The 25,778-nt window shown below is 73.8% G+C and carries 19 protein-coding genes and 1 pseudogene; 10 read left to right on the top strand and 10 right to left on the bottom strand.

Annotation, left to right across the window (positions count from 1 at the left end; all coding sequences use genetic code 11):
• Nucleotides 1-52 precede the first annotated feature (52 nt).
• Entirely contained in the window at nucleotides 53-1,153 is a 1,101-nt protein-coding gene (locus CHR28_RS22745) for a mechanosensitive ion channel family protein (RefSeq protein ID WP_094055528.1), read from the bottom strand.
• Nucleotides 1,154-1,466: 313 nt separating this feature from the next.
• Between CHR28_RS22745 and CHR28_RS22740 the strand changes: the two genes are divergently transcribed.
• A complete protein-coding gene (locus CHR28_RS22740; protein WP_030237121.1) occupies nucleotides 1,467-2,003 on the top strand; it encodes an HNH endonuclease in 537 nt (178 codons plus the stop codon).
• Between the two features lie 85 nt (nucleotides 2,004-2,088).
• Here the strand turns inward: CHR28_RS22740 and CHR28_RS22735 are convergent, their stop codons facing one another.
• The 4 genes from CHR28_RS22735 to CHR28_RS22720 form a co-directional block, all read right to left on the bottom strand.
• On the bottom strand, nucleotides 2,089-3,438 hold the full coding sequence (locus tag CHR28_RS22735; protein ID WP_094055527.1) for an FtsX-like permease family protein: 1,350 nt from the start codon (nucleotides 3,436-3,438) through the stop codon (nucleotides 2,089-2,091).
• Nucleotides 3,435-4,121, bottom strand: a complete 687-nt coding sequence (locus CHR28_RS22730; protein WP_094055526.1) for an ABC transporter ATP-binding protein — start codon at nucleotides 4,119-4,121, stop codon at nucleotides 3,435-3,437. Before CHR28_RS22730 ends, CHR28_RS22735 begins: the two co-directional genes overlap by 4 nt.
• Nucleotides 4,118-4,651 (bottom strand): PadR family transcriptional regulator, encoded by a 534-nt coding sequence (locus CHR28_RS22725; RefSeq protein ID WP_094055565.1) that lies wholly within the window; start codon nucleotides 4,649-4,651, stop codon nucleotides 4,118-4,120. Before CHR28_RS22725 ends, CHR28_RS22730 begins: the two co-directional genes overlap by 4 nt.
• A 76-nt stretch (nucleotides 4,652-4,727) precedes the next feature.
• Nucleotides 4,728-7,595: a beta-N-acetylglucosaminidase domain-containing protein gene (locus CHR28_RS22720; RefSeq protein WP_094055525.1), complete on the bottom strand. Its 2,868-nt coding sequence runs from the start codon at nucleotides 7,593-7,595 to the stop codon at nucleotides 4,728-4,730.
• A 222-nt stretch (nucleotides 7,596-7,817) separates the two neighbouring features.
• On the opposite strand from CHR28_RS22720, the gene CHR28_RS22715 reads away from it, so the two are divergent.
• From CHR28_RS22715 to CHR28_RS22705, 3 genes are all read left to right on the top strand, one after another.
• On the top strand, nucleotides 7,818-8,078 hold the full coding sequence (locus CHR28_RS22715) for a hypothetical protein (protein ID WP_094055524.1): 261 nt from the start codon (nucleotides 7,818-7,820) through the stop codon (nucleotides 8,076-8,078).
• Complete coding sequence (gene malQ / locus CHR28_RS22710; protein WP_094055523.1) at nucleotides 8,079-10,163, top strand: 4-alpha-glucanotransferase; 2,085 nt, start codon at nucleotides 8,079-8,081, stop codon at nucleotides 10,161-10,163.
• Nucleotides 10,164-10,225: 62 nt separating this feature from the next.
• Entirely contained in the window at nucleotides 10,226-10,513 is a 288-nt protein-coding gene (locus CHR28_RS22705; RefSeq protein WP_094055522.1) for a hypothetical protein, read from the top strand.
• A 57-nt stretch (nucleotides 10,514-10,570) separates the two neighbouring features.
• On the opposite strand, the gene CHR28_RS22700 is transcribed toward CHR28_RS22705, so the two are convergent.
• Nucleotides 10,571-11,095 (bottom strand): MarR family winged helix-turn-helix transcriptional regulator, encoded by a 525-nt coding sequence (locus tag CHR28_RS22700; RefSeq protein WP_094055521.1) that lies wholly within the window; start codon nucleotides 11,093-11,095, stop codon nucleotides 10,571-10,573.
• Between the two features lie 106 nt (nucleotides 11,096-11,201).
• Between CHR28_RS22700 and CHR28_RS22695 the strand changes: the two genes are divergently transcribed.
• Nucleotides 11,202-12,155, top strand: coding sequence for an EamA family transporter (locus CHR28_RS22695; RefSeq protein WP_256984346.1), 954 nt, complete (start codon nucleotides 11,202-11,204; stop codon nucleotides 12,153-12,155).
• Between the two features lie 100 nt (nucleotides 12,156-12,255).
• Here the strand turns inward: CHR28_RS22695 and pepN are convergent, their stop codons facing one another.
• Nucleotides 12,256-14,838: an aminopeptidase N gene (pepN, locus tag CHR28_RS22690; RefSeq protein ID WP_094055520.1), complete on the bottom strand. Its 2,583-nt coding sequence runs from the start codon at nucleotides 14,836-14,838 to the stop codon at nucleotides 12,256-12,258.
• Nucleotides 14,839-15,035: 197 nt separating this feature from the next.
• Between pepN and CHR28_RS22685 the strand changes: the two genes are divergently transcribed.
• Nucleotides 15,036-15,515, top strand: coding sequence for a DUF1203 domain-containing protein (locus tag CHR28_RS22685; protein ID WP_094055519.1), 480 nt, complete (start codon nucleotides 15,036-15,038; stop codon nucleotides 15,513-15,515).
• An 83-nt stretch (nucleotides 15,516-15,598) separates the two neighbouring features.
• On the opposite strand, the gene CHR28_RS22680 is transcribed toward CHR28_RS22685, so the two are convergent.
• Entirely contained in the window at nucleotides 15,599-16,618 is a 1,020-nt protein-coding gene (locus tag CHR28_RS22680; protein ID WP_094055518.1) for an aspartate-semialdehyde dehydrogenase, read from the bottom strand.
• A gap of 361 nt (nucleotides 16,619-16,979) precedes the next feature.
• Here CHR28_RS22680 and CHR28_RS22675 point away from each other — a divergent pair, with 361 nt between their 5' ends.
• Both CHR28_RS22675 and CHR28_RS22670 read left to right on the top strand, forming a co-directional pair.
• The gene (locus tag CHR28_RS22675; protein WP_094055564.1) at nucleotides 16,980-17,510 is read left to right on the top strand and encodes an RNA polymerase sigma factor; all 531 of its coding nucleotides are present in this window, start codon (nucleotides 16,980-16,982) and stop codon (nucleotides 17,508-17,510) included.
• 1 nt (nucleotide 17,511) lies between these two features.
• Nucleotides 17,512-18,294 (top strand): hypothetical protein, encoded by a 783-nt coding sequence (locus CHR28_RS22670; protein WP_256984345.1) that lies wholly within the window; start codon nucleotides 17,512-17,514, stop codon nucleotides 18,292-18,294.
• A gap of 63 nt (nucleotides 18,295-18,357) precedes the next feature.
• On the opposite strand, the gene CHR28_RS22665 is transcribed toward CHR28_RS22670, so the two are convergent.
• Nucleotides 18,358-21,648, bottom strand: a complete 3,291-nt coding sequence (locus tag CHR28_RS22665) for a S8 family serine peptidase (protein WP_094055517.1) — start codon at nucleotides 21,646-21,648, stop codon at nucleotides 18,358-18,360.
• A gap of 221 nt (nucleotides 21,649-21,869) precedes the next feature.
• Between CHR28_RS22665 and CHR28_RS22660 the strand changes: the two are divergent.
• Nucleotides 21,870-22,368 (top strand): annotated as a pseudogene (locus tag CHR28_RS22660) (NUDIX domain-containing protein).
• A 418-nt stretch (nucleotides 22,369-22,786) separates the two neighbouring features.
• Entirely contained in the window at nucleotides 22,787-24,544 is a 1,758-nt protein-coding gene (locus CHR28_RS22655; RefSeq protein WP_094055516.1) for a TIGR03767 family metallophosphoesterase, read from the top strand.
• A gap of 114 nt (nucleotides 24,545-24,658) precedes the next feature.
• Here CHR28_RS22655 and CHR28_RS22650 read toward each other — a convergent pair whose 3' ends face one another.
• Complete coding sequence (locus CHR28_RS22650) at nucleotides 24,659-25,702, bottom strand: hypothetical protein (protein WP_094055515.1); 1,044 nt, start codon at nucleotides 25,700-25,702, stop codon at nucleotides 24,659-24,661.
• Between the last annotated feature and the right edge of the window lie 76 nt (nucleotides 25,703-25,778).

The following is a 25,778-nucleotide window of genomic DNA, read 5'->3' as shown; positions in this document are numbered from 1 at the left end:
AACGACGGAGGGCCCCCGGCTGTGCCGGGGGCCCTCCGTGCCGTGCTGGTCGCTACTTGGTGACGTTCGGCGGGGTCAGGGGCGTCGCCGCCTGGGACTGCGGCGAGCTGGTGCTGGCGTACGCCGAGGGCGCGGCCATGCCCGCCGTCGGGTCCGCGGGCGTCTCCTCCACCGGGGCCGTGGCGCCGCCGACGATCCGGATGTCCGCCGCGTCGAAGGCCCGCTTCACGCGCCAGCGCAGCTCCCGCTCCACGGTCAGGGACTTGCCCGGCATCGTCTTGGCCGAGAGCCGCACGACCATCGAGTCCAGCAGGACGCTGTCCAGGCCGAGGACCTCGATCGGGCCCCACAGCAGCTCGTTCCAGGGCTCCTCGGCGCCCATCTTCTCCGCGACCTCGTCCAGCGTGGACTTGACCTTGTCCAGGTCCTCGGAGGCGGCGACCGTGACGTCGACATTGGCCGTCGCCCAGCCCTGGGAGAGGTTGCCGATGCGCTTGACCTCGCCGTTGCGGACGTACCAGATCTCGCCGTCGTCGCCGCGCAGCTTGGTCACGCGCAGGCCCACCTCGATCACCTCGCCGGAGGCGACGCCCGCGTCGATCGTGTCGCCGACGCCGTACTGGTCCTCCAGGATCATGAAGACGCCCGAGAGGAAGTCGGTGACCAGGTTGCGGGCGCCGAAGCCGATCGCCACGCCCGCGACACCGGCGGAGGCCAGCAGCGGGGCCAGGTTGATGTTGAACGCGGACAGGATCATCAGGGCCGCGGTGCCCATGATGAGGAAGCTGGCCACCGAGCGCAGCACCGAGCCGATCGCCTGCGAGCGCTGGCGGCGGCGTTCGACATTGACCAGCAGGCCGCCCAGCGGGCTGCCGTCCGAGCTCTGTGCCGTGCGGCTCATCCGGTCTATGAGCTTGGTGATCGCCCGCCGTACCGCGACCCGCAGCACGGCCGCTATCACCAGGACCAGCAGGACCTGCAGGCCGATGGCGAGCCAGGTCGACCAGTTCTGCTCGACCCAGCCCGCGGCGTTCGTGGCGCTCTCCTGGGCGTCCTGGAGCGAGGGCACTCTCGGGGACTGCGTATCCGACGGGATCGGCGAGGGTGACGGGCCGGCGGCCGACAGGACGACGTCCGCAACGGACAAGGACACGGCAGGTACCTCCAGGTGCAGCGGTCTGCCCCGGCGCGGTGGTTCAGGGGGGTCAAGGTCACGGCTGGGTCACCGAAGGGGCAGAACCACCACACTAACGGGGCATTGTGTGTGCCTTTGACGAATGTGTGAAGGAGAGACCGGACTCACCTGCGCTTGAACAGGCCATGATCCGGGGGATCCTCCAGATGTGGTCGAAAACACTCCCAGCCCGTTACCGGGACATGGTGGCGCGTCCACCAGGCATGAGGGGAGACTGACTACGAATCGTCCCGGCGCGAGCCACGCGCCGCCGGCGTCCAAGGAGGCATCCGTGCCGCATGTCCTGGTCCTCAACGCGTCGTACGAGCCGCTAGGCGTCGTACCGCTCCGCCGCGCGCTCGTCCTCGTCCTCGAGAACAAGGCCGTCTGCCTCGAGGAGTCCGGCGCCTATCTGCACAGCGCGACCGTCACAGTCCCCGCACCCAGCGTGGTCCGGCTCAAGCGATTCGTCCGGGTTCCCTATCGGGGGCCCGTTCCTCTCACCCGCCGGGCGCTGTTCGCCCGCGACGGGGGCCGGTGCATGTACTGCGGTGGCGTCGCAACCAGCGTCGACCACGTCATCCCGCGCAGCCGCGGGGGCAAGCACGTCTGGGACAACGTGGTGGCGTCCTGCCGCCGCTGCAACCACGTGAAGGCCGACCGCCACCTGGTCGAGATCGGCTGGCGGCTGCGCCACAAACCCGCCCCGCCCACCGGCCTGGCCTGGCGCATCATCGGGACCGGCCACAGGGACCCGCGCTGGCTGCCGTACTTGCAGCCGTACGGCGCGGACGACGCCTTGGCCCGGATCGACGGCATTTCCGCCTGACGACGATCCGGGCCTTCGTGTAGGCGCGCGGCACCCCGCCGGGCCCGGGGGACCCCCGTCCCCCCGGGTTCCGGCGTGCCTCCGCTCACGCGTACCGCAGCTCCCCGGGGCGCACCGAGCGGCGCAGCAGGGGCAGGGAGCCCGCCGCGGCCAGCAGGCAGGCGGCGTAGGCCACGACGGGCACCAGGGCGATCGCCCAGGGCACCGGGCGGCCGGCCAGCAGGGCGTACCAGGCGCCGATGCCCGTCCCGCCCAGACCCGCGAGCAGCAGCGCGGGGGCCAGCGGCAGCGCGGTCTCCAGCAGCAGGGCCCGGCCGAGCACCGCACGCGGGACCCCGGCGGCCACCTGCGCGGCCAGACTCCGGCGGCGGGTGGCCACCGACTCGGCGGTGCCGACGGCCAGGGCGGACAGCGTGACGGCGACGGCGACCGCGACGGCCGCGCCGGTGAGGTCGAGGCCGGCCAGGTAATAGGACGTGTCGAGGTCCTTCCTGGCGCGCACCACGTCCACGAGGACCTGCCGGATGCCCAGGAAGCCGGTCCCGGCGACCGTCACCAGCAGCACGGCCGCGTGGGCGCGGGCGGCGGCCCAGGGGTCGTCGCGCAGCCGCTCGGCGGCGATCAGGGTGGCCGCCGACCGGGCCCGGACCGCGAGGAGCCGGCCGGTGGCCGCGGCGACGGCTCCCGAGAGCCACACCGCGCCCGCGCCGACCGCGACGGCCGCGCCCAGCACCGGCAGCAGCGCACCGCCGCCGGCCCGGCCGCCCGCGGTGGTGGACGCGCCGGACACGGTGAGCACGCCCACCAGGCCGATGAGGCACAGCCCGGCCAGGAACAGCAGGCCCGGGCCCCGTCCGCCGCGCGGTCCGGCCCGGCGGACCCGGCCGAGCGGGTCGGCCAGCACCCGGCGCAGCGCGAGCCCGCCCGCCGCCGTGCCCAGCAGCGGCACGGCGAGGGCGACCAGGGCGATCCCGGCCCAGGCCGGCGCGCTGGGCCGCTCCCACCAGCGCAGCAGCAGCGGCACCGAGCAGCAGACGGCGACCGCCGAGCCCGGCAGGCAGGCCAGGCCGGTCTCCAGCGCGGCGATCCGCCGCACCTGCCAGGGCGTCGCCCCGGCCAGCCGCAGCCGGGCCAGCCGCCGGTCCCGGTGCACCGCCCCGACGCGGGCGCACTGCCCGAGGAGGCCGAGCACCGGCACGAGCAGGAGCAGCAGGCCGACGACCACACCGGACCGCGTGCCGGGCTGGTCCAGCAGGCCGTGGGCGACGGGCACGCGGTGGGTGCCGCGCAGGGAGGCCAGGACGGCGGCGGTGAGAGCGAACCCCGTCGCCAGGGCCGCGCCGGCCGCCGTCAGCGCGATCCGCCACCACTCGCCGCGGCCGGACCCCCGGGTGAGCTCCCAGGCCAGGCGCAGATCGGAGCGCAGGCGTCTCATGCCGTCACCCCCAGCGCCGCCGCGGCGCCGTCCCGCAGCCGGACCTCACGGTCCGCGTACGCCGCCACCTGCGCGTCGTGCGTGATGAGCAGGACCGCCGTGCCCGCCTCGCGGGCCGTGTGCACCAGGGCCGTCATGACCTGCTCGCTCGCGAGGGAGTCCAGGGCCCCCGTCGGCTCGTCGGCGAAGACCACTCGCGGGCTCGTGACCAGGGCCCGGGCCAGCGCCACCCGCTGGGCCTGGCCGCCGCTCAGCTCGCCCGGGCGCATCCCGTCCTGTCCGCGCACCCCGAAGCGCTCAAGCCACGCACCGGCCCGGGTCCGGGCGCCGGCCCGGTCGGTACCGGCCAGCAGCAGGGGCAGGGCGACGTTGTCCAGGACCGTCAGCTCGGGGACGAGCTGGCCGAACTGGAACACCACGCCGAACTCGGTACGCCGCAGCGCGCTCAGCCGCTGCTCGGACAGCTCCTCCAGCCGCCGGCCGTCGTACGTCACCGAGCCCTCGTCCGGCCGGACGATCCCGGCCAGGCAGTGCAGCAGCGTCGACTTCCCGCTGCCGCTCGGGCCGGTCACGGCGAGGATCTCCCCGGCGTGCAGTTCGACCGACGCGCCGCGCAGGGCGGGTGTGCTGCCGTGTGCCTTGACGAGGCCACGGGCCGTGAGGAGGGGGACGGGTCTGCTCATGGTGCATCGACCTCCGCGGTCAGGGTGGTGAGCCGGGCCGCCGTGGTGTTCATCCAACGGAGATCGGCGTCGAGGTGGTTGAGGGCGTAGTCCGCCGAGAGCACGGTCGCCAGGTCGGTGCCCGGGGCCGCCTTGAGGGCCGTCAGCTCCCGCATCCGCTCCATGTGGGCGGCGCGCTGGGCGCTCAGGTACCCGGCCGGGTCGCCGCCGGAGAGGATCGCGACCACGACCTTGGCGAAGATCTCGTTGGCCACGAAGGGCGCGGGCGGCGCGATCTCGGCGGCCCAGCGGGACAGCTCGCGCGTCCCCTCGCCGGTCGGGCGGTAGACGGTCCGTTCCGGGCCGCCGTCGGAGTCGGTGCCGTCGACCTCGGCGAGACCGTCGCGGACGAGGCGCTGCAGGGTCGTGTAGACCTGCCCGTAGGCCAGTGGACGGGCCTGCGGGAAGCGTTCGTCGTGGCGTCGCTTGAGGTCGTAACCGTGGCTCGGACCCGTGGCGAGCAGGCCCAGCAGGATGTGGCGGGTGCTCATGGCGATCATTATGTACTCAGTACATGTACTGAGTGAATAGTCGCCCGCAAAAAGATCGCGCGGGGTCCCTCGGGGATTACTCCGTGACCGCGTACACCTCCGCCGACCACAGGGAGTAGCCATACGGGGTGGCTCGCTTCTCGCCCTGGATGCGGACGTGGCGCACGTTCCGTTCGTCCATGCGGATGCTCTCGTGGCCGCCCCGGCTGTCGCGTACCGTCGCCGCCGTGCGCCAGCGGCGGCCGTCGAGGGAGACCTGGACGCGGTAGGCCGCGGGGTGGGCGTCCTGCCAGCGCAGTTCGAGCCGGCCGAGATGGGCCGGGCGGGGCAGTTCGACCTGCCACCAGGCGCCGTCGTCGGCCGGGGACGACCAGCGGGTGTCCGGGTCGCCGTCGTTCGCCGCCGACGCCGGGAAGTCCGGCGTCTCGTCGGCCGCGGAGCGGGCCGTTCCGGTGCGGGCCAGGTCGGGTCCGCCGGTGGGCGGGAACGCCCGGACCGTGAGGGTGCGGGCCGCGCCCGCGAAGCGGAGCCGGACCTCGTGGGAGCGGGTGGGGGCGCCGCGCTCCACGGTCACCTCGACCGGCACCTCCACGGTCGTGCCGCGCGGCACGACCGACTCGGCCCGCGGCACCCGTACGCGCACACCCGGCGGCGCCTCGACGGTGAGCCGGCCGCGGGTGTCGGCCGGCCGCGGGGTGTCCAGCCGGGCCGTCAGCCGCTCGGTACGGCCCCTCTCCACGTCCACGCGGTCCCGGTCCAGGCCGAGGGAGGCCTCGGGGGAGTCCGCGAACCAGGGGACGAGATGGCGCACGCGGGAGGGGGAGGGGCCGTCGACGCGCACGGCGTCCACCGGCTGCCCGGCCCGCGCCCCGCCCGGCAGCCGCACCTCGGTCGCCCCCGAGGGGTCCAGCCGGCCCGCCTCCCGCCAGCCCCGCCCCGGCACCCGCGCCTCGACCCGGCCCCGCGTGCCCGGCTCGGCCAGCACGGTCAGGGCGGTCAGCGGACGGGCGGGCGCGAAGCGCCGGGTGTGGCCGTCGCCGGGGTTGCGCGGCGGCTCGTGATCGATGCCCGACCAGGCCGTGTACGACTTCTGCGCCCGCTGCAGGAACGTGTCCAGGACGTCCGTGCCGACCTCGACGCGGGCCGACTGCAGGCCGTCCCGCAGCGCCCCGAGCCTCCGGTACGCCGTCCAGGCCGCCGCCGCGTCCCCGGCGCTCTGCGCGTCCAGCATGCCGAGCGCGGCCGTGCCCGCCTCGCCGTACCGTGACAGCTGCTCCGACCAGGGCGCGACCTCCGCCGCCAGGCCCGTGCCCGCCAGCCGGCCGGGCAGCTCGCGCAGCACCGTGAAGGCCTGCCGCAGCCGCCGCACGGCGTCGTCGCCGCCCGCGCCGCCCGCCGCGCGGGAGCGCCAGTACGCCTCGGTCAGCGGCCGCAGGTACGCCGACTCCTCGTCGTCCAGCACCGACGACGCGTCGTTCCCGGCGAGCGCCGCCAGGGCCTGTTCGCGGCGCCGGTCCCCGCCCGCCAGGTCGGCGATCGCGGCCCGCCAGGACTCCCCGGGGCGGTAGCCGCGCGGGTTCCAGGCGTAGTCGGCGGCGGTGAACAGCGGGATGCGGGACGCCTCCGGCTGCTGCATGGCGTTGGCGAGCAGCGCGGCCGAGCCGGTCGCGACGGCCGGCTCGCGGCCCTGGTACGGGCCGAGGAACAGGCGGCCGGGCGCGTAGTCGTTGACCGGGTAGTTGTCCATCGTGATCAGTGGATGCCCGAACGCCTCGCGCGCCGCCGCCAGTTCACGGCCCGTGATGGTGCGGGGCACCACCCCGACGCCCGTCCACGCCACCTCGACGCCCTCGGCCAGCGCGTGCGCCAGGGCGCGCCGGTAGTCCGTCGCGCCGTCCTCGTAGTACTCCGTGGGCATCAGCGACAGCCTCGCGGCGCCGGGGTGGCGTCGCTCCAGGTGCCGGGCGACCGCGTTCGCCACCCGCGCCTGCGCCCGGGCGGCCGCCCCGGGCCCGGAGCCGAACCGCTCGGCGTCCGCCTCGCAGTGCCACTCGCTGTAGCTGACGTCCTGGAACTGGAGCTGGAAGGCCCGGAACCCCAGCGCCCACATCGCGTCCAGCTTCCGCGTCAGGGCGCGGACGTCGTCGTCGGAGGAGAAGCACATCGCCTGGCCCGGGGCCACGGCCCAGCCGGGCGTGACGTGGTTGCGGCGCGCCCGCTCGGCCAGTTCCCGGAACGCCGCCCGCTGCGCCGCCGGGTACGGCTCACGCCAGCGGGCCTGCCGGTAGAGGTCGTCGCCCGGGGCGTACAGGTAGCGGTTCTGCTTGGTGCGCCCCAGGAAGTCGAGCTGCGCCAGGCGCTGGCGGTGCGTCCAGGCGGTGCCGTAGAAGCCCTCGGTGACCCCGCGGACGGCGGTGCCGGGCCAGTCGCGCACGACGGCCGCCGCGATCGTGCCGTCCGGGCGCACGAGCCGGCGCAGGGTCTGCACGGCGTGGAACAGGCCGTCCGCGCCGGTGCCGGTGAGGGTGACGCCGCCCGCGCCCACGGTCAGTTCGTAGCCGCCGGAGGGCAGGGCGTGCCGGTCGCCCGGGCGGGCGGGTTCCGTCCGCGCGCGCACGACCAGGGCGCCCGGCTCGGCGGTGTCCGTGATCCGGCGCGCCCCGGCGTGCCGCAGGAGCGCGCGCAGCGCGTCGAGGGCGTACGGGTCGGCGTGTGCATCAAAAACCAGCGCGACCCGGTCCGGCACGGCGACGGGGGCGCCGTTCGCGCGCAGGGACTGCGGGCGCGGCCAGACGGACGGGCCCGACTCGGTGACGCCGGGGGCCGGCGCGGCGGCCGTTCCCGGCGGGGGCGGAGCCGCCACCGCGGCGGGCGCGGCCCCCAGGCTTCCGGCCGCGACGGCGACCGCGAGAGCCGCCGCCCGCTTCCCGTGCCGCAGTCCCACAGGCCCCCTCCAGGTGTGTTCGACCGGCGGAACGAGCCCACCACCCGCCCGCCGAGGGTGTCAACGAGAGTGGCCGATGTGACGGCTTTTGCCGGAATATGGAAGGAGTGGAGGGGAGCGGAATGTGAGCAGGAGCACGATGTGCGGCGCAGGGCGTCTGCCCGCGCGCCGACTGGGTAGGGCTGCGATAACCCGCAAGCCGTACCCGAAAAGGAGGCCCCCGTGGCTGCGATGACGTTCCTTCCGCTCCCGGCCCCGTCCAAACCCGTGGCGGACGACCCGTCCGCCGAACCCGACGCGCCCCGCCACCACGACCCGCAGTACTGCGTCTTCAGCTCCGAGAGCGCCTGCACCGAGCCGCCGCTGACCAGCGAGCCCCCGCTGCCCGACGCCGAGCCCCTCACCAGCGAGCCGCCGCTCGCCGAGGCCGCCCCCCTGACCAGCGAGCCCCCCGCCTTCGTCCCGGACCACTCGAGGCTCTAGATGACCGCTCCCCGGCCGGCCGAACCGCTCTCCGAGGACCTGTCCCGCCTCGCCGTCCTGCACGGCGTCGCCCCTTCCTACAGCCCCTCCCCGGACCGCACGGTCGCGGCTTCGGCCACCGCGGTCACCCTCGCCCTGGCCGCTCTCGGCGTGGACGCGAGCACGCCCGGCGCCGTCCGCGCCGCGCTCGCCGCCCGGGAGCGCGAGCTGGGCGCGCGGCTGCTGCCGCCGACCGTCGTCGCCTGGGGAGCGAACCCGCCGGCCGCCCTGGCCGCCCTGCCGGAGGGGACCCGGCTGCGCGTCGAGACCGAGCAGGGCGAGACCCGCGCCTCGGCCGAACAGCTCCCGCCCGGCGTCCACCGGCTGACCGTCACCGCACCGGACGGCCGCACCGCCCACGCCCACCTGATCGTCGCGCCGGAGCGCCTGCCCACTCCGCCCGGCCGCTCGTACGGACTCCTCGTCCAGCTCTACTCGCTGCTGTCCCGCCGCTCCTGGGGCATGGGCGACCTCGGCGACCTGGCCGAACTGGCCGGCTGGGCCGGGCGGTCGCTCGGCGCCGGGTTCGTCCAGGTCAACCCGTTGCACGCGGCCGTGCCGGGCGCCCCCACCGATCCCTCCCCCTACCGCCCCTCCTCACGCCGCTTCCCCGACCCGGTGCACCTGCGGATCGAGGACGTCCCCGAGGCCGCCCACGTCGAGGACCCCGACCGGCTGCGCGACCTGCGGGAGAAGGCGGCCCGGCTGCGCGAGGCGGTGCTGCACAAGGGGGCGCTCATCGACCGGGACGCCGTCTGGGAGCTCAAGCGGGAGGCGCTCGAACTGCTCTGCGAGGTCCCCCTCGGCCCCGGCAGGCGCGCCGCCTACTGCGACTTCCTCGCCGAGCAGGGCCAGGCCCTGGAGGACCACGCCACCTGGTGCGCGCTCGCCGAGGTGCACGGCTCGGACTGGCACCGCTGGCCCAGTGGCCTGCGCGACCCCCGCTCGGCCGAGACGACGCGCGCCCGCAACGGCCTGCTGGACCGGGTCGACTTCTTCTCCCGGCTCGCCTGGCTCACCGACACCCAGCTCACCGCCGCCCAGCGCGCCGGACGCGAGGCCGGCATGCCGGTCGGGATCGTCCACGACCTGGCCGTGGGCGTGCACCCCGCGGGAGCCGACGCCTGGGCGCAGCAGGAGTACTTCGCGGCCGGCATGTCGGTCGGCGCCCCGCCGGACGCCTTCAACGCCCGCGGCCAGGACTGGGGCCTGCCCCCCTGGCGCCCCGACCGCCTGGCCGGCTCCGGCTACGCGCCCTTCCGCGACCTGCTGCGCGCCCTGTTCCGCTACGCCGGGGCCCTGCGCATCGACCACGTCATGGGCCTGTTCCGCCTGTGGTGGGTCCCCCAGGGCCACCCGCCCACCGAGGGCACCTACGTCCGCTACGACGCCGAGGCCATGCTCGCCGTCCTGGTCCTGGAGGCGTCCCGGGCCGGAGCGCCGGTGATCGGCGAGGATCTCGGCACCGTCGAGCCCGGGGTGCGCGAGGCGCTGCGCGAGCGCGGGGTGCTCGGCACGTCCGTGCTGTGGTTCGAGCGGGACTGGGAGGGCGACGGCCGCCCTCTCGCCCCCGAGAGCTGGCGCGCCGACTGCCTGGCCACCGCCACCACGCACGACCTGCCCTCCACGGCGGCCCGGCTCACCGGCGAGCACGTGGAACTGCGCGACAGCCTCGGCCTGCTGACCCGTCCGCTGGCCGAGGAGCGCGCCGAGGCCGCCGCCGACACGGCCGAGTGGCTCGCGCTGCTCTCCGAGCTCGGCCTGCTGCACGGCACCGGCGGCGGTGCCGACACCTCCTCGGAGGAGGCCGAGATCCAGGCCGTCCACCGCTTCCTGCTGCGCACCCCTGCCCGCATGGTCGGTGTCTGGCTCCCGGACGGGGTCGGCGACCGCCGCCCGCAGAACCTGCCGGGGACGTGGGACCAGTACCCGAACTGGCGCCTGCCGATCGCGGACGCCGAGGGCCGTCCGGTGGCGCTGGAGGAGCTCGCGGCCTCGCCGCGGCTGCACGCGCTGATGGAGGTGCTCAAGGAGGCCGGACCCTGAGGCGGGGTCTCTTACGGCACCCCGGGCGCGCGGGCCCGGGGGGCGTTGGATACTTTGACACCGTGGACAAGAAGAACGCCCTGCGCGCCGGCGCCCTGGCAGCCGGAACGACGCTGATGATGCTGCTCATGTCGTCCCCCGCCTCCGCGCTCACCCGCGACGACGGTGACGACCCCGGCACGGGCCTGAGCGTCATCGAGACGCTGGGCCTCTTCGTCGTGGCCCCGATCGTGCTGTACCTGGTCATCGCCGGACTGGTGATGGTCGGCGACAAGTCGCACAAGAAGAAGGACCCGACGAGCTCCAACATCACCACCAAGGCCGACGCGAAGACCGAAGTCAAGGCCTGATCAGGGGTTTTTCACCGAGGGCGCCGTCGCGGTCACCGCGACGGCGCCCTCGGTGTGTCAGGGGCGGTCCGCCCCGGTCAGCAGGGCGCGCAGCAGGCCGGCCAGCAGGCCGGCCTGTTCGGCGTCGAGCGCGGACAGCGCCCGCGTCTGCACCGCCAGTCCCGCCCCGACCGCCTCGTCGACCAGCGCGAGGCCCTGGTCGGTGAGCGTCACGTGCAGTCCGCGCCGGTCGTGCGGGTCGGGGGAGCGCCGCAGCAGCCCGGCGCGCTCCAGCTTGTCCAGCCGTCCCGTCATGCCGCCGGTGGTCAGCATCAGCGTCGCCGACAGCTGCCGGGGCGAGAGCGTGTAGGGCTCACCGGAGCGGCGCAGGGTGGCCAGGACGTCGAACTCGCCGCGGGAGATCCCGAACGTCGCGTAGACCTTCGTGGCCCGTTCCCCCATGGCGTGCGCGATGCGGTTGATCCGGCCGAAGACCTCCATCGCGGTGGTGTCGAGGTCGGGCCGGACCTTCGCCCACTGCTCGACGATCGCGTCGACGGGGTCCCTGTGCTGCTCCGTGTGCTGCTCCGGGCGTTCGCTCATGGCACGAGTATCGGCGCGCTCTCGGTCACCCGCAAGAAAGTAGCTTGACGGAAAGTTGCTTAGCGCTAAGCTAATTAGCGCCGACCTACTTCGAAGGGTGCCTCCCATGGCCGTCTCCCGCCCGGCTCTCATCGCCCTCACCGCCCTGGCCCCCGTCTCCTGGGGCACCACCTACGCGGTCACCACCGAGTTCCTCCCGGCCGACCGCCCCCTGTTCACCGGCCTGATGCGCGCCCTGCCCGCCGGGCTGCTCCTGCTCGCCCTCGCCCGGACGCTGCCGCGCGGCGCCTGGTGGGGGAAGGCGGCGGTGCTCGGCGCGCTCAACATCGGCGCCTTCTTCCCGCTGCTGTTCCTCTCCGCGTACCGGCTGCCCGGCGGCATGGCGGCGGTCGTCAGCTCGGCCGGGCCGCTGTTCGTCGCCGGGCTCTCGGCGCTGCTGCTCGGGCAGCGGCCGACCCGGCGCACGCTGCTCACCGGGGCCGTGGCCGCGTTCGGCGTGAGCCTCGTCGTGCTGCGCGCGGCCGGGGCGCTGGACGCGCTCGGCCTGCTCGCGGCCCTGGCCGCCACGGTGTCCATGTCCGCCGGCACGGTCCTCACCCAGCGGTGGGGGCGCCCCGAGGGGGTCGGGCCGCTGGCGCTCACCGGATGGCAGCTGACCGCGGGCGGCCTGCTCATCGCGCCGCTCGCCTTCCTGGTGGAGGGCGCGCCCCCGGCACTCGACGGCCGGGCGGCGGGCGGCTACCTCTACCTCGCCCTCGCCAACACAGCGGTCGCGTACTGGCTGTGGTTCCGCGGCATCGGCCGCATGACCGCCACGCAGGTCACCTTCCTCGGGCCGCTCTCCCCGCTGACCGCGGCCGTCGTCGGCTGGGCGGCGCTCGGCCAGGCGCTGACGCCGGTGCAGCTGGTGGGCATGGCGCTGGCCCTCGGGGCGACGGTGGCGGGGCAGTTCGCCGGGCGGGGCGGCCCGGGCACCCGCGGAGTCACCGGAACGAAGCCCCGCCACGCCCCGGCCGAGGGGGAACGCCGGGGCGTGGCGGCCGGGGCGGCGCGGCGGTAGCGGAGGGGCGCGCCCGGTGAGGCGTGGCGTACGACAGTCGAAGGGGCGTCCGGCACAGGCCGGACGCCCCTTCTCGGTGCTGCTGGTGGAGCCGGAGCCGCTACTGCCCGGCCGCCGCCGCGTCCGCGCGCTGGGCCCGCAGGGCGCGTTCGACGCCCGCGCGGGACTCCGAGACCAGGCGGCGCAGGGCCGCGTTCGGCTCGGCGGAGGCCAGCCACGCGTCTGTCTTGTCCAGGGTCTCCTGCGAGACCTGCACGGTCGGGTAGAGGCCGACCGCGATCTGCTGGGCCATCTCGTGGGAGCGGGACTCCCAGATGCCCTTGACCACCTCGAAGTACCGGTCCGCGTACGGGGCGAGCAGCTCGCGCTGGTCGGTCTGGACGAAGCCGCCGATGACCGCCTCCTGCACGGCGTTCGGCAGCTTGTCGGAGTCGACGACCGACGCCCACGCCTCCGCCTTGGCCTCCGGGGTCGGCCGGGCGGCCCGGGCCGTGGCGGCGTGCCGCTCACCGGCCGCCGTGCGGTCGCGCTCGTACTCGCTCGCGATCTCCGCCTCGTCGAACCGGCCGACCGCGGCCAGCCGCTGCACGAACGCCCACCGCAGCTCCGTGTCCACGACCAGGCCCTCGATGGTCTGCGAGCCGTCCAGCAGCGCGTCCAGCAGGTCCAGCTGCTCGGGCGTGCGGGCGGTCGCCGCGAACGCCCGGGCCCACGCCAGCTGGTGGTCGCTGCCGGGCGCGGCCGAGCGCAGGTGCGCCAGCGTCGCGTCGGTCCAGCGGGCCAGCAGCGTCTCGCGGGCGCCCGGGTCGGCGTACAGGTCGATGGCCAGCTTCACCTGCCGGTGGAGCGACTGCACGACACCGATGTCGGACTCCTTGCCGATGCCGGAGAGCACCAGCGACAGGTAGTCGCGGGCCGCGAGCTGGGCGTCGCGGGTCATGTCCCAGGCCGAGGCCCAGCACAGGGCGCGCGGCAGGGAGGACTCGAAGTCGCCCAGGTGCTCGGTGACCACGGCCAGGGACCGCTCGTCCAGCCGGACCTTCGCGTACGACAGGTCGTCGTCGTTGAGCAGGACCACGGCCGGGCGGCGGCGGCCGGCCAGCTGCGGCACGGCCGTCAGTTCCCCGTCGACGTCCAGCTCGATGCGCTCGTCGCGGACCAGCTTGCCGGTGGCGTCGTCGAGCTCGTACAGGCCGACGGCGATCCGGTGCGGGCGCAGCGTCGGCTCGCCCTGGGCGCCGGCGGGCAGGGCCGGAGCCTCCTGACGGACGGCGAAGGAGGTGATCACGCCGTCGGCGTCCGTCTCGATCTCGGGCCGCAGGACGTTGATGCCGGCCGTCTCCAGCCACTTCTTCGACCAGGTCTTCAGATCGCGGCCGGAGGTCTCCTCCAGCGCCCCCAGCAGATCGGACAGACGCGTGTTGCCGAAGGCGTGCGCCTTGAAGTACGCCTGCACGCCCCGGAAGAACTCGTCCTCACCCACGTAGGCGACGAGCTGCTTCAGCACGGAGGCGCCCTTGGCGTACGTGATGCCGTCGAAGTTGACGAGCACGTCGTCCAGGTCGCGGATGTCCGCCATGATCGGGTGCGTCGAGGGCAGCTGGTCCTGCCGGTACGCCCAGGTCTTCATCGAGTTCGCGAACGTCGTCCACGAGTGCGGCCAGCGCGAGCCGGGCGCGGCGGCCTGGCAGGCGATCGAGGTGTAGGTGGCGAACGACTCGTTCAGCCACAGGTCGTTCCACCACTCCATGGTCACGAGGTCGCCGAACCACATGTGGGCCAGCTCGTGCAGGATGGTCTCGGCCCGCACCTCGTACGCCGCGTCCGTCACCTTCGAGCGGAAGACGTACTGGTCGCGGATGGTCACCGCGCCCGCGTTCTCCATCGCGCCCGCGTTGAACTCCGGCACGAACAGCTGGTCGTACTTCTCGAACGGGTAGGCGTAGTCGAACTTCTCCTGGAACCAGTCGAAGCCCTGCCGGGTGACCTCGAAGATCGCGTCCGAGTCGAGGTACTCGGCCAGCGAGGGACGGCAGTAGATGCCCAGGGGCACGCTCTGCCCGTCCTTCTCGTACACGCTGTGCACCGAGTGGTACGGACCGGCGATCAGCGCCGTGATGTACGTCGAGATGCGCGGCGTCGGCTCGAAGGCCCAGACGTTGCCCTCGGGCTCGGGGGTCGGCGAGTTGGAGATGACGGTCCAGCCCTCCGGCGCCGTCACGGTGAACCGGAAGGTCGCCTTGAGGTCCGGCTGCTCGAAGCTCGCGAACACCCGGCGGGCGTCCGGCACCTCGAACTGGGTGTAGAGGTACGCCTGGTCGTCGACCGGGTCGACGAACCGGTGCAGGCCCTCGCCGGTGTTGGTGTACGCGCAGTCCGCGACCACCCGGAGGATGTTGCGGCCCCGGAGCAGGCCGGGCAGGGCGATCCGGGAGTCCGCGAAGACGTCGGCCGGGTCGAGGGAGTCGCCGTTCAGCGTCACCTCGTGCACGGCCGGAGCGACCAGGTCGATGAACGTCTCCGCGCCGTTGTCGGCGTCCACGTCGAAGCGCACCGTGGTCACGGACCGGTAGGTGCCGCCCTCCTGCGCGCCGGAGAGGTCGAGTTCGATCTCGTACGAGTCAACGGCGAGCAGCTGCGCCCGCTGCTGCGCCTCTTCGCGGGTCAGGTTTGTGCCAGGCACGCGGTCATCTCCTCGTTATGGGTGGGTTGCGTCATCTTTCCACGGCGGCTCGGCGCGGGGCGACGACCCAGGTGTCCGGTAGGGATACCCCTCGGCTCGCGGGGGTACCGGCGACCGGCTGCCGGGCCGGTGCCCGGGGTGGTGCCACGTCCGGAAACCGCCGGTGATCCCGCCCCGCGCGCACCACCCTGGGGACCATGACGACGACGTACACCGCCCGCCCCATCGACCCGCGGGCCCTGAAGGAGCTGCGCACGACCGACGACGCGGGCCGTGCCACGGCCGGCTTCACCGACCCCGAGGGCGGCGCCCCGCTCCGCTGCTGCCTGCGGCGCAGCGCGCCCGGCGAGCGCATCGCCCTGGTCTCCTACGCGCCCCTGCGCCGCTGGGCGTCCGCCACCGGAGCGGATCCCGGGCCGTACGACGAGCAGGGGCCGGTCTTCCTCCACGCCGAGCCCTGCGAGGGGTACCTCGGTGAGGCCCTGCCCTTCACGAACAGCCACCGCACGGTCCGCCGCTACTCCGCCGACGGGCGCATCCTCGGCGGGCGGCTGGCCGAGGAGCCCGCGGACTTCGGGGCGGCCTTCGCCGAGGCCTTCGCGGACCCGGCCGTGGCGCTCGTGCACGTCCGGGCCGTGGAGTACGGCTGCTTCCTGTACGAGGTGCGCCGGCCCTGACGGGGGCGGGCCCCGGACAGCGCGAGGGGCGGCCACCCCGGCTTGAGGTGACCGCCCCGCTGCGCGTGTGGCGCGCCGTCGCCCTACCGGGCGGACAGTTCCTGGGCCACCAGCTCCGCGATCTGCACGGCGTTCAGCGCCGCGCCCTTGCGGAGGTTGTCGTTGGAGATGAAGAGCGACAGGCCGTGCTCCACCGTCTCGTCGCGGCGGATGCGGCCGACGTAGGACGGGTCCTTGCCGGCGGCCTGCAGCGGGGTGGGGATGTCCGAGAGCTCGACGCCGGGGGCGTCCTGCAGCAGCTCCGTCGCGCGCTCGGGGCTGATCGGGCGGGCGAAGCGGGCGTTTACCTGGAGGGAGTGGCCGGAGAAGACCGGGACGCGCACACAGGTGCCGGAGACCTTCAGCTCGGGGATCTCCAGGATCTTGCGGGACTCGTTGCGGAGCTTCTGCTCCTCGTCGGTCTCGTTCAGGCCGTCGTCGACGATCGAACCGGCCAGCGGCAGCACGTTGAACGCGATGGGGCGCTTGTAGACGCCGGGCTCCGGGAAGTCGACCGCCTCACCGTCGTGGGTGAGCTTGTCCGCGTCGGCGACGACCTTCTGCACCTGCCCGTGCAGTTCGGCGACGCCCGCGAGACCGGAACCGGAGACCGCCTGGTAGGTGGCGACGACCAGGGCCTGAAGGCCCGCCTCGGCGTGCAGCGGACGCAGTACCGGCATCGCGGCCATCGTCGTGCAGTTCGGGTTGGCGATGATGCCCTTGGGGCGGTCGGCGATCGCGTGCGGGTTCACCTCGGAGACGACCAGCGGGACCTCGGGGTCCCTGCGCCACGCGGAGGAGTTGTCGATCACGACGGCACCCTGCGAGGCGACCTTCTCGGCCAGCGCCTTGGAGGTGGCGCCGCCCGCGGAGAACAGCACGATGTCCAGGCCGGTGTAGTCGGCGGTCGCCGCGTCCTCCACCGTCACGCCGTCCAGCTCCGTGCCCGCCGAGCGGGCCGAGGCGAACAGACGCAGCTCCGTGACCGGGAAGTTCCGCTCCGTGAGGATCCTGCGCATGACCGTGCCCACCTGTCCGGTGGCTCCGACGATTCCGACCCTCACGGTGACTCCCTCTCCTGCGTCTTCTCACGTGCTCGTTGCTTGGCCGAGGCTTTTCCATCATGCGGCCGACCACGCCCCGTCTGTCCACTTCTTTCCCCGGTCTGCCCGGAGAGTGGGACGGGGCGTCCCGCCCGATGGTTGCGGACCTGCGGTGTCGACCCCGCTGAGCTGGAGGAATTCGTCCTGCGGGGGTCGCGCGCCGCAAGCTCGCCTGCCCATGTCGCTTCCGGCCACACGGGAGTGTGACGTATGCCTCGGCCGCTCCGCCGGAAAACTCAGGCGCAAACTCATGCGCACCCGGGCGAACGTTCCGGGCCGTGTCCGCGTCGTAGGACAAACACGGTGAGGGGGGTGGCTTGTGCTGCTGCGCGGAAGGGCCCGGCGCGGCCGGGAGGGGCACGCCGACGACGATCCGCTGGACGCGGCACAGGAACGCCGGGTGCGGGCGGTGCTCGCACTCGGCGGAGTACCGCAGGCGGACCTGCCGGACGGGGTACAGCAGGTCCGCCTGCGGCTGCTGGAGCGGGCGGCCGACGGCCGGGAGGCGCCGCGGGACGTCTCGGCGTGGGCGGCGGTCGTCGCCTCCAACCTGGCCATGGACTGGCACCGGGCCAAGCGCCGCCAGGAGCGGCTCGGGGAGCGGCTGGCCGCGCTGCGGCAGCTGGAGCACCCCTCCGGGGAGGACACCAGCGTGCTGTCCGTCGCGGTCGCCCAGGGCCTGGACGAGCTGCCGGCCGCCCAGCGGCAGGTCGTCGTCCTGCGCTTCTACGCCGATCTGCCGGTCCGCTCCATCGCCGAGCAGCTCGGCGTCCCGGAGGGCACGGTCAAGAGCCGGCTGCACACGGCGGTACGGGCCCTGCGCGCCCGCCTGCACGAGGACGAGGTGGTGTGAGGTGTCCGGGTACGACAGCGAGGCGGGCGGTGCGGACAGGGACCCGCTGATGGCCGCCCTCACCGGCGAGCCGCTGCCGCGGGACGCCGGGGCCGGCGCCCGGGCGGAGCACGACGCGGCCCGTGCGGACGTGGCCCTGCTGCGCGAGCAGCTGGCCCTCATCGGGGACGCGCTCGCCGGCCCCGAGCAGGCGGTGCGTCCGTCCGGGGCGCCGGGTGCCGCCCGGCGGCGACGGCGGCTGCGGTCCCGGCGCAGGCCACGGCCGGCGGGAGGGTCCGGGAGGTGGTCCTGGCATCCCGGGATCAAGGCCGCGGCCCTCGGCATGGCCGTCGCGGCCGCCATCGGCTCCGCGACGGTGGGCCTCGGCTGGCTCGCCTCGCACGAGGGGAGCTCCGCCGACACCTCGGCGGCGAGCGGCGAGAGCGGGAGCGCGGCGGACAAGGCCGCCTCCCCGCGCGGCCCGGCCTACCTGGCCTGCGCCGAACTGGTCGTCGAGGGCACGGTTCACTCCGTGACGCCCCTGCCGGGGGGCGACGAGGACCGCGTCACCCTCGACGTGACCCGCTTCTACAAGCCCGCCCGGGGCGAGGACGAGATCACCTTCACCCTGACGGAGGGCTCCTGGCCCCGGCCCGCCGAGGGCGACCACCTGCTGGTCGGCATCCGGCCCGGCGCGGCCACCCCGGACCTGTGGGCCCGCGGGGAGGCGCAGATCGCGCGCGAGCGGGCCTGGATCACGCCCGCGCTGCGGGAGCCGGACCGCACCGGCTGCGGCGAGGGGTGAGGGGGCACGAGAAAGGGGCGGGTGTCCGGCCGGACACCCGCCCCTCCTACGTCGTCCCGGGTGTTACGGCACGACCTTCTCGATCTTCACGCTGCCCAGACCCGCGACAGTGCCGCGGGCGGTGACCAGCTGGACCCGGCCGAAGAACTCACGGCCCTCGGGAGCGGCCGCCGCGGCGGTGACGCTGCCGGAGACCGTCGCCGAGTCGCCCGTGCCGAGCTTCACCGCGGCACCGTCGACGCTCACGCTGCCGAGGGAGGCGGAGAAGAACACGTCCCGGTAGTCGTAGGCGGTGGTGCCGGCGGGCACGCCGTAGCCGACGACCTGGATCGTGTAGGTGCCGGCGGCCGGGGAGGGCACCGAGACCGACTCCTCCGAGTCGCCGTCGGCGGAGCTGCCGACCTGCTTGCCGGCCGCGTCGTAGACCGCGAGGTCCAGGTCGGCGGCGGCGTCCGAGACGTTGCCGATGACGACGTCCAGCGACTTGGCGCCCGCGGGCACCTCGACCTTGGTGGTCTGCGTCTCACCCTGCTTGATCGACGGGCGGGCCGTCTTGGCGGAGCCCAGCGGGCCGCCGGCCAGCTTGCCGTCGATCGCCGCGAAGCCGTTCGTCACCTTCCAGGAGGCGGTGGCCGGGGTGCCGACCTTCGCCTCGGGCACGGTCACGGTCTCCGGCTCGAAGGCCGCGCCGAGGACGGAGACGTCCAGCTTGTACGGGTTGTCCAGCAGCGGCGACGTACGGCGCGACTCGACCTCGATCTCCCAGACACCGGGCTGCGGGTCGGCGTAGGACCGCACGTCCGGACGGCAGGTGTTCGCCGGGTTCGGGTAGTTCGGGTAGCAGTTGATCGTCGACGTCGGGTCGGCGGGGGTGCCGTACGGGTGGATGGAGATGAAGCGGGTCTGGCTCTTGTCCTGCAGACCGCTCAGCGCCACCTCCAGGGACTTGGCGCCCTCGGGGACCGTGACGAAGTAGTGCTGCGAGCTGTTGCGCTGCACCGAACCCGCCGCGGAGAAGGCGTACTTCAGCGGCTCGGAGACGACCACCGTGTGCAGGACCTGCTTGTCGATGCCCTCGGTGCGCGGGTCGTCGACCTCCAGGATCGCGCTCTTGATGCCCGCGGACTTCGGCGCGGCCTGGACCTTGACGGTCACCGGCTGGTTCAGCGGCAGCTTCACCTCGTCGGAGCCGACGATCCGGAACGTGCCGCCCGCGTTGTTCTCGAAGTGCAGCTCGTGCCGGATCGCCTTGTCGGCGCCGGACGTACGGGTGATGGTGACCTCGTAGGTCTTCTTCTGGCCGGCCTTCAGACCGCCCTCGCGGTCGTACAGGCCCGTGCCGGAGCCCGGGGTCTTCAGGAACTGGTCGATCGCGGTGTCGACCGGGGCCTTGACCGTGTACGCGTGGGAGGTGGCGCCGTCACGGATGGCGTCCCAGGCGTCCGGGATGTTCATCAGGCCCGCGCCCTCCTCGTACGCCTGCACACCCTTGATGTGGTCGGCGGTGGAGGTGAGGGCCGTGCGCAGGGTCGCCGGGGTGAGGTCGATCTTCTTCTGCTGCGCGGCCGACAGCAGCAGCGCGGCGGCACCGGCGGCCTGCGGGGAGGCCATCGAGGTGCCCTGCAGCATGCCGTAACCGGCCGGCAGGGAGTAGCCCGCCTCGGCGACCGGGGCACCCGGCAGCCAGGTCTGGATGGTGTTGATCGCGGCGCCCGGGGCGACCAGGGTCGGGGTGAAGCCGCCGTCCTCACGCGGGCCGCGCGAGGAGAACGGCATCATCGCGTACTTCTTCTCCACGACCGAGCCGTAGTTGGCGGCCCAGGTCTCCCTGGAGACGGACGCGCCGACCGAGATGACCTTGTCGGCCAGGGCCGGGTCGCCGATGGTGTTGGCGCCGGGGCCGGAGTTGCCCGCGGAGATCACCAGCTGGACGCCGTAGGTGTCGATGAGCCGGGTGTACAGCTCGGCGCGCGCGTTGTTGCCGTCGTTCAGCGCCGGCAGGCCGCCGATCGACATGTTGATGATGTCGACACCGCGCTTGGTGACGAGGTCGATCATGCCCTCGGTCAGCGCCACGTTGGTGCAGCCGCCCGACCAGGTGCAGGCGCGCGAGGAGACCAGCTTGGCGCCGGGCGCCGCACCGTTCATCTTCCCGCCGAACAGGCCGTTGGCCGCGGTGATGCCGGCGACGTGCGTGCCGTGCTCGGACTCGATGACGCCGATGTTGACGTAGTCGGACTTGGCGCCGGCCGCGTTGTGGACGACGTCCTTGCGGATCTCGACGACGAACGGCTGGCGCTCGGCGACGTCCGTCTTCGGGTCGTCGGTGCCGAAGTACCCGACCTGGAAGCCGTCCTTGTACGGCTTCATCGCGGTGTCGTCGGTGAAGTCGTGGTTGTCGTTGAGGTCGACGCGGACCGTGCCGGCGGCCGGGTCGTACAGCACGCCCCAGTCGTCGGTGGTGTCGCCGTCGCGGTTGGCGTCACCGGCCGCGTCACCGCCGGTGGTGTACGACTCCTTGAAGGTGCTGACGCGGTAGGAGCCGGCCGGTGCCGTCCAGGCCGTGCCGTCGTGCGTGAACGTGGGGCCCGCGACGGAGGTGTCCATCCGGCGCCAGGTGTTGTCGTTGTCGACGACCGGGTCCGTCGCCGTCACCCAGTCGACGATCTTGCGCTCGCCGGTGGTGGTCTTCTGCAGCGCCGGGTGGCCGAGGTCGACGCCGGAGTCCAGGATGCCGATGGTGACGCCGCGGCCGTCCGCCTTGGGGTGGTCCTCGACGAAGTCGACCGCGCCCGTCTCGAAGGACGGGTTGTACGGGTTCTCGGCCGGGGTCTTCCTGCCCGGCGCCGGGTACGTGCCCGTGGCCCGGGCGCCCTTGGCGGCGTCCGCGCTCGGCGTCGGGTCGTCCAGCGGGATCTCCTCGCGCAGGTCGATGCCGTGCACGGAGGAGAGCTTGGCGGCGGCCGCGATGGCCGCGTCGGCCCGGGAGGTCGGGACGGTGGCGCGGACGTAGCCCAGCTTGTCGTCGGCCCGGCCCACCGTGCCGCCCTTGACCGCGTCCAGCTGCCCGGATACCTGCTCGGTCTGCCCGGGCGCGGTGGCGATCATCATCGTGACGGTCTTGTCGCCGTCGGCCTTGGCCTCGGCGAGCAGGTCCGCGTCGTCCGAACCGAGCTTGTCGTGCGCGGACTTGACGTCCGGGTCGGCCGGGGCGGCGGCACCGGGACCGTCCGCGGCGAGGACCATGGGCACCGGCCCGGCCGCGGAGAGCGCGGCGACGAGTCCGGCGGCCACGGCGATGCGTGCCACGCGTCTCCGGCCCGATATCGGGTCACGCTGGGGGGTGAGGCTCATCGGCATCCCTTGGTGGTAAAGGAACGAGCGGGAACGACCGGGGCCGATCGGCACCTGGTCGTCACGGTCCGGAACGGCAGGCCCGGACGATCGCACAGCCTTACGCAAGGGGATGTTGTTTGGGGAGGGTTGACCGAAACGAAATGGATGTATGGGGAAAACCCCCGGTGCGTTTTGCGGGTATCAGTCCCGAAGGCGGCGAAATCGGTTAACGTCCCGGAGTGCGACAGAAGTTGAGGGTGGCGGCCTACGCCATATGCGTCCGCGACGGACAGATCCTGCTCGCCCGCTCGCCCGCCTTCGACGGCACCCCCGAGTGGGTCGTGCCCGGCGGCGGCATGGAACACGGAGAGGATCCCTACGACACCGTCCGGCGCGAGGTCGAGGAGGAGACCGGCTACCGGATCGAGGTGACCGGTCTGCTCGGTGTGGACTCCTCCCGCCGCGTCTTCCGCGACGGCTTCGGGCGCACGGTCGACCACCACGCCGTCCGGCTCGTCTACGAGGGCCGCGTCACCGGCGGCGAACTGCTCCCCCGAGCTCTCGGCTTCGCTCGAGCAGGGAGGTGCCCCCATCGAGGTGAACGGCTCCACCGACCTCGCCGCCTGGCAGGACCTGGACGCGGTGCCCGGCCTGACCCGGGTCTCGCTGGTCGACACCGCCCTGCGCCTGTGGCGGGAGCGTCCGGTGACCGGCAGGGCGGCCGGCGCCCTGGAGTAGGGCCTGTCGTTTGGATCATGGCGCAGGGCATCGGCAGCACCTGTCGAACGCCGGTGAGCGGGGCCTGGTGCGTGCAGCTGCAAGGCGGAGGAGGGAGTCGATGCGGAGCATCGGCGAGTGACGACAACGCGGCAGATGTGCGTGCCAGGCCCCGCGTCTGCGTCGTGATCCATACGACAGGCCCTAGGTGGAGTACCCCGGTAGATGAACGCCGCGTGACCGGCTCCGGGCCGTTCCCGGAGCGGCCGGCGACGCGCTCGGTAGTCCAAGATCCACGTACGGTGATCGGCGCTGCGCGTTGCCGCCTTGTTCACACGCAGGTCATTCCCGGTGCCAACGATCCAGTACGAGCGGGGTGTTCGAGTCGTGAACGTCCCGCGACCACTGCCGACGCGTTCGCACTCGGGGAGAGAAGCGCATGTCGCGCACACGCTCAGTCGCCGGCTCCGGCCAGGGCATCCACCGTCGTTCCGTCCTCGCCGCCACCGGAGCGGTCGCCCTCTCCGGGGGCGTCGGCTACGCCCTGCGGCCCAGCGACAGTCAGGCCGCCACCGCCGGGGAGGCCACCGAGGCCGTCGCCGCCTCCTCGCGCCAGGCTCCGGCCGCACCCCTGGCCCCCTACACCAAGGGCACGACGGTGGCCTCCGTCGCCACCCCGCGCGCCGGATCCGGATACCGGCGCCTGGGCGAAGGGCCCGGCTGGCAGCGGGTCGTGCGCTCCGAGCTGGCCGCGCCCAAGTCCGGCCGCGCCGGCCGCCGTACCGCGCTCGCCGCGTTCGTGCAGCTCACCGACCTGCACATCATCGACGCCCAGCACCCGCTGCGCCTGGAGTACCTGCGCTCGGCCGACGTGCACGCCTGGCGGCCGCACGAGGCGCTGACCGTGCAGGGCGCGATCGCCCTGGTGGAGCGGATCAACGCGCTGCGCGGCGCCCCCGTCACCGGCGCCCCCCTGCACTTCGCGATGACCACCGGCGACAACACGGACAACAACGCCAAGTCCGAGCTGGAGTGGTTCCTGAAGGTCATGAGCGGCGGGCGCATCACGCCCAACACCGGCGACCCGCGCCGCTACGAAGGCGTCCAGAACAGCGGCCTGAAGCTGTACTGGCAGCCGGACGCCGCCCTCCGCGACGCCGACAAGCAGGCCGGCTTCCCCCGCCTCGACGGCTTCCTGAAGGCCGCCGTCCGCGAGGTGCAGAGCCCGGGCCTGAACCTGCCCTGGTACTCGACGGTCGGCAACCACGACTCCCTGCCCATGGGCTGCTACGCCTCGCACCGCGACTCCTACCTCACGGACCTGGCCGTCGGCGGCCGGAAGCTGATGGATGTGCCGGCCGCGCAGGCGAAGCAGCTCCAGACGCTCATCAAGAAGGCCCGGGACCCCCAGGGCGTGCGCTACCACGACTTCCTGAAGTCCCACGCCCGCGCCATGCGTCCGGTCACCCCGGACGAGCGCCGCGCCCCCTTCACGACCGCCGAGTACCTCAAGGCGCACCTGGACCCGGCCTTCCGGGGCGTCGGCCCGGCCGGCCACGGCTACTCCTCGGCGAACCTGGACGCGGGCACCCAGTACTACGCCTTCCGCATCTCCGACGACGTCATCGGCATCAGCCTGGACACCACCGACGCGGGCGGCCACTACGAGGGCTCCATCGGCTCGGCCCAGCTCAGGTGGCTCGACCGGACACTGCGGGAGAACAAGGACTCCTACGCGGTGATCTTCAGCCACCACACGAGCGGGACGATGACGAACACCCGGCCCGACCCGGCCCGCCCGCACGAGCGGCGCCGCACCGGCCAGGAGGTGCTGGCCCTGCTCGGCAGCCACCGCAACGTGCTGGCCTGGGTGAACGGCCACATCCACAAGAACGTCATCACCCCGCACTCCGCGCCCGACGGCCGTTCCTTCTGGGAGATCTCCACCGCCTCCCACGTCGACTTCCCGCAGCTCGCCCGGGTCGTCGAACTGGCCGACAACAAGGACGGCACGATCTCCCTGTTCACCACGCTGGTGGAGTCCTCGGCCCCGCACCGCACGGACTTCTCCGACCTCTCCCAGACCGGCCTCGCGTCGCTCTACCGCGAACTGTCCCTCAACGCCCCGGGAGCGAGCACGACCCTCGGCGGCAACGCGAAGGACCGCAACACCGAACTGGTCCTGAAGAAGGGCTGACACCCGGCATCAAGGGCGGCGCCCGGACACCACGAGCGGCGCGCGGACACGAGGAGGGGCCGCCGGTGCGTTCCGGCGGCCCCTCCTCTCCCCTCCTGGTCCCGCACGCGTCCGTCACTGACGGGGCAGGACCACGACATACGCGGCCGGTTCACGGTCGGCCGACGCCATCAGCGCCGTGCGCACCACCGTCGCCTGCTGCTCCGGACTGTCGCGCAGCTTCCTCGGCGTGATGTGGACGACCGTGATCCCGAGCCGCTCCAGGTGCTCGCGCTTGCGGGCGTACTCGGACCACAGGGCGTCGTCGTGCTGCCGGGGCGCCCGGGTGTCCAGTTCGACCGCCACCGCCTGGTCGGGCCAGTAGGCGTCGAGGCCGCCCAGATAGGGGCCGCCGGGCAGGCGCAGGTCCACGTTCCAGACCGGGTCGGGCAGGCCGTGCTCGCGCACCATCCGGTACAGGCGGTCCTCGGCGATGGCGCGGCCCTCGGCCAGCAGCGAGTCCACCGCGTCCACCACGTGCGGGCGGCTCAGCAGCCGCGCCTGGTTCAGCTCGCGCACCACCGAGGCCGGGTCGCAGTGGCCGCCGCGCACCGCCTCCGTCATCAGCCGGCGCACCACGCCCGCGTCCGCCAGGCCGGCGACGGCGTCCGCCAGCGCCCGGGCCACCGGGGCCACCGGGACGCCCGTGACCTGCTCCGGGGCGGGCAGCGCGGAGGTGCGGACGATCCGCGCGCAGCCCGTGGAGCGCAGCCGCCGCATGCGCGGGACCAGGACGTCGAAGGCGTCCAGGGACGGCAGCGGGGGCGTGGAGGAGAAGCCGTGCAGGGTGAGGGCGGCCAGCCCCGTGATCATCACCTCCGGGTAGGCGGGGGCGTGTGCCGTGCTCGCGCCGGGCTGGGCCGGAACCCCGGTGCCGCGCTCCCGTGCCGCGTACATCAGCACCGCGTGCAGCCGCTCCTCGCTGGTCGGCGGGCCCGGGTGGAGCAGGACCACGCCCGGCAGGAGCTGCTGCCAGGGGCCGCCCGGGCGGCACTGCGCGTTCGTCTCGGCCGGGGAGACTCCGTGCGAACGGAGCTGGGCGGTCGTCATGACGCGGGGCCGGCCGCCACCGGTCAGGTCGTGCAGCGGGCGGGGGGAGAGCGGCGTGTTCTGGGTCATGACCCGCAATTTCCCGTGTCCGGGGCGCTCTTGAACCGCTGTTACAGGTCCGTCGACAAAGACGGACAACCCGACA

Origin of the sequence: Streptomyces sp. XY006, from assembly GCF_002237655.1 — a bacterium.
GTDB classification, from domain to species: Bacteria; Actinomycetota; Actinomycetes; order Streptomycetales; family Streptomycetaceae; genus Streptomyces; species Streptomyces levis.
The sequence above is the reverse complement of the archived record's forward strand: the minus strand, read 5'-3'. Positions and strand labels throughout refer to the sequence as shown.

Coding starts and splice junctions, on each gene's coding strand:
- malQ (WP_094055523.1), top strand. CDS start 8,079: ATGACCGCTCCCCGGCCGGCCGAACCGCTCTCCGAGGACCTGTCCCGC.
- CHR28_RS22685 (WP_094055519.1), top strand. CDS start 15,036: ATGACGACGACGTACACCGCCCGCCCCATCGACCCGCGGGCCCTGAAG.
- CHR28_RS22650 (WP_094055515.1), bottom strand. CDS start 25,702: ATGACCCAGAACACGCCGCTCTCCCCCCGCCCGCTGCACGACCTGACC.
- CHR28_RS22725 (WP_094055565.1), bottom strand. CDS start 4,651: ATGAGCACCCGCCACATCCTGCTGGGCCTGCTCGCCACGGGTCCGAGC.
- CHR28_RS22700 (WP_094055521.1), bottom strand. CDS start 11,095: ATGAGCGAACGCCCGGAGCAGCACACGGAGCAGCACAGGGACCCCGTC.
- CHR28_RS22695 (WP_256984346.1), top strand. CDS start 11,202: ATGGCCGTCTCCCGCCCGGCTCTCATCGCCCTCACCGCCCTGGCCCCC.
- CHR28_RS22655 (WP_094055516.1), top strand. CDS start 22,787: ATGTCGCGCACACGCTCAGTCGCCGGCTCCGGCCAGGGCATCCACCGT.
- CHR28_RS22730 (WP_094055526.1), bottom strand. CDS start 4,121: ATGAGCAGACCCGTCCCCCTCCTCACGGCCCGTGGCCTCGTCAAGGCA.
- CHR28_RS22665 (WP_094055517.1), bottom strand. CDS start 21,648: ATGAGCCTCACCCCCCAGCGTGACCCGATATCGGGCCGGAGACGCGTG.
- CHR28_RS22735 (WP_094055527.1), bottom strand. CDS start 3,438: ATGAGACGCCTGCGCTCCGATCTGCGCCTGGCCTGGGAGCTCACCCGG.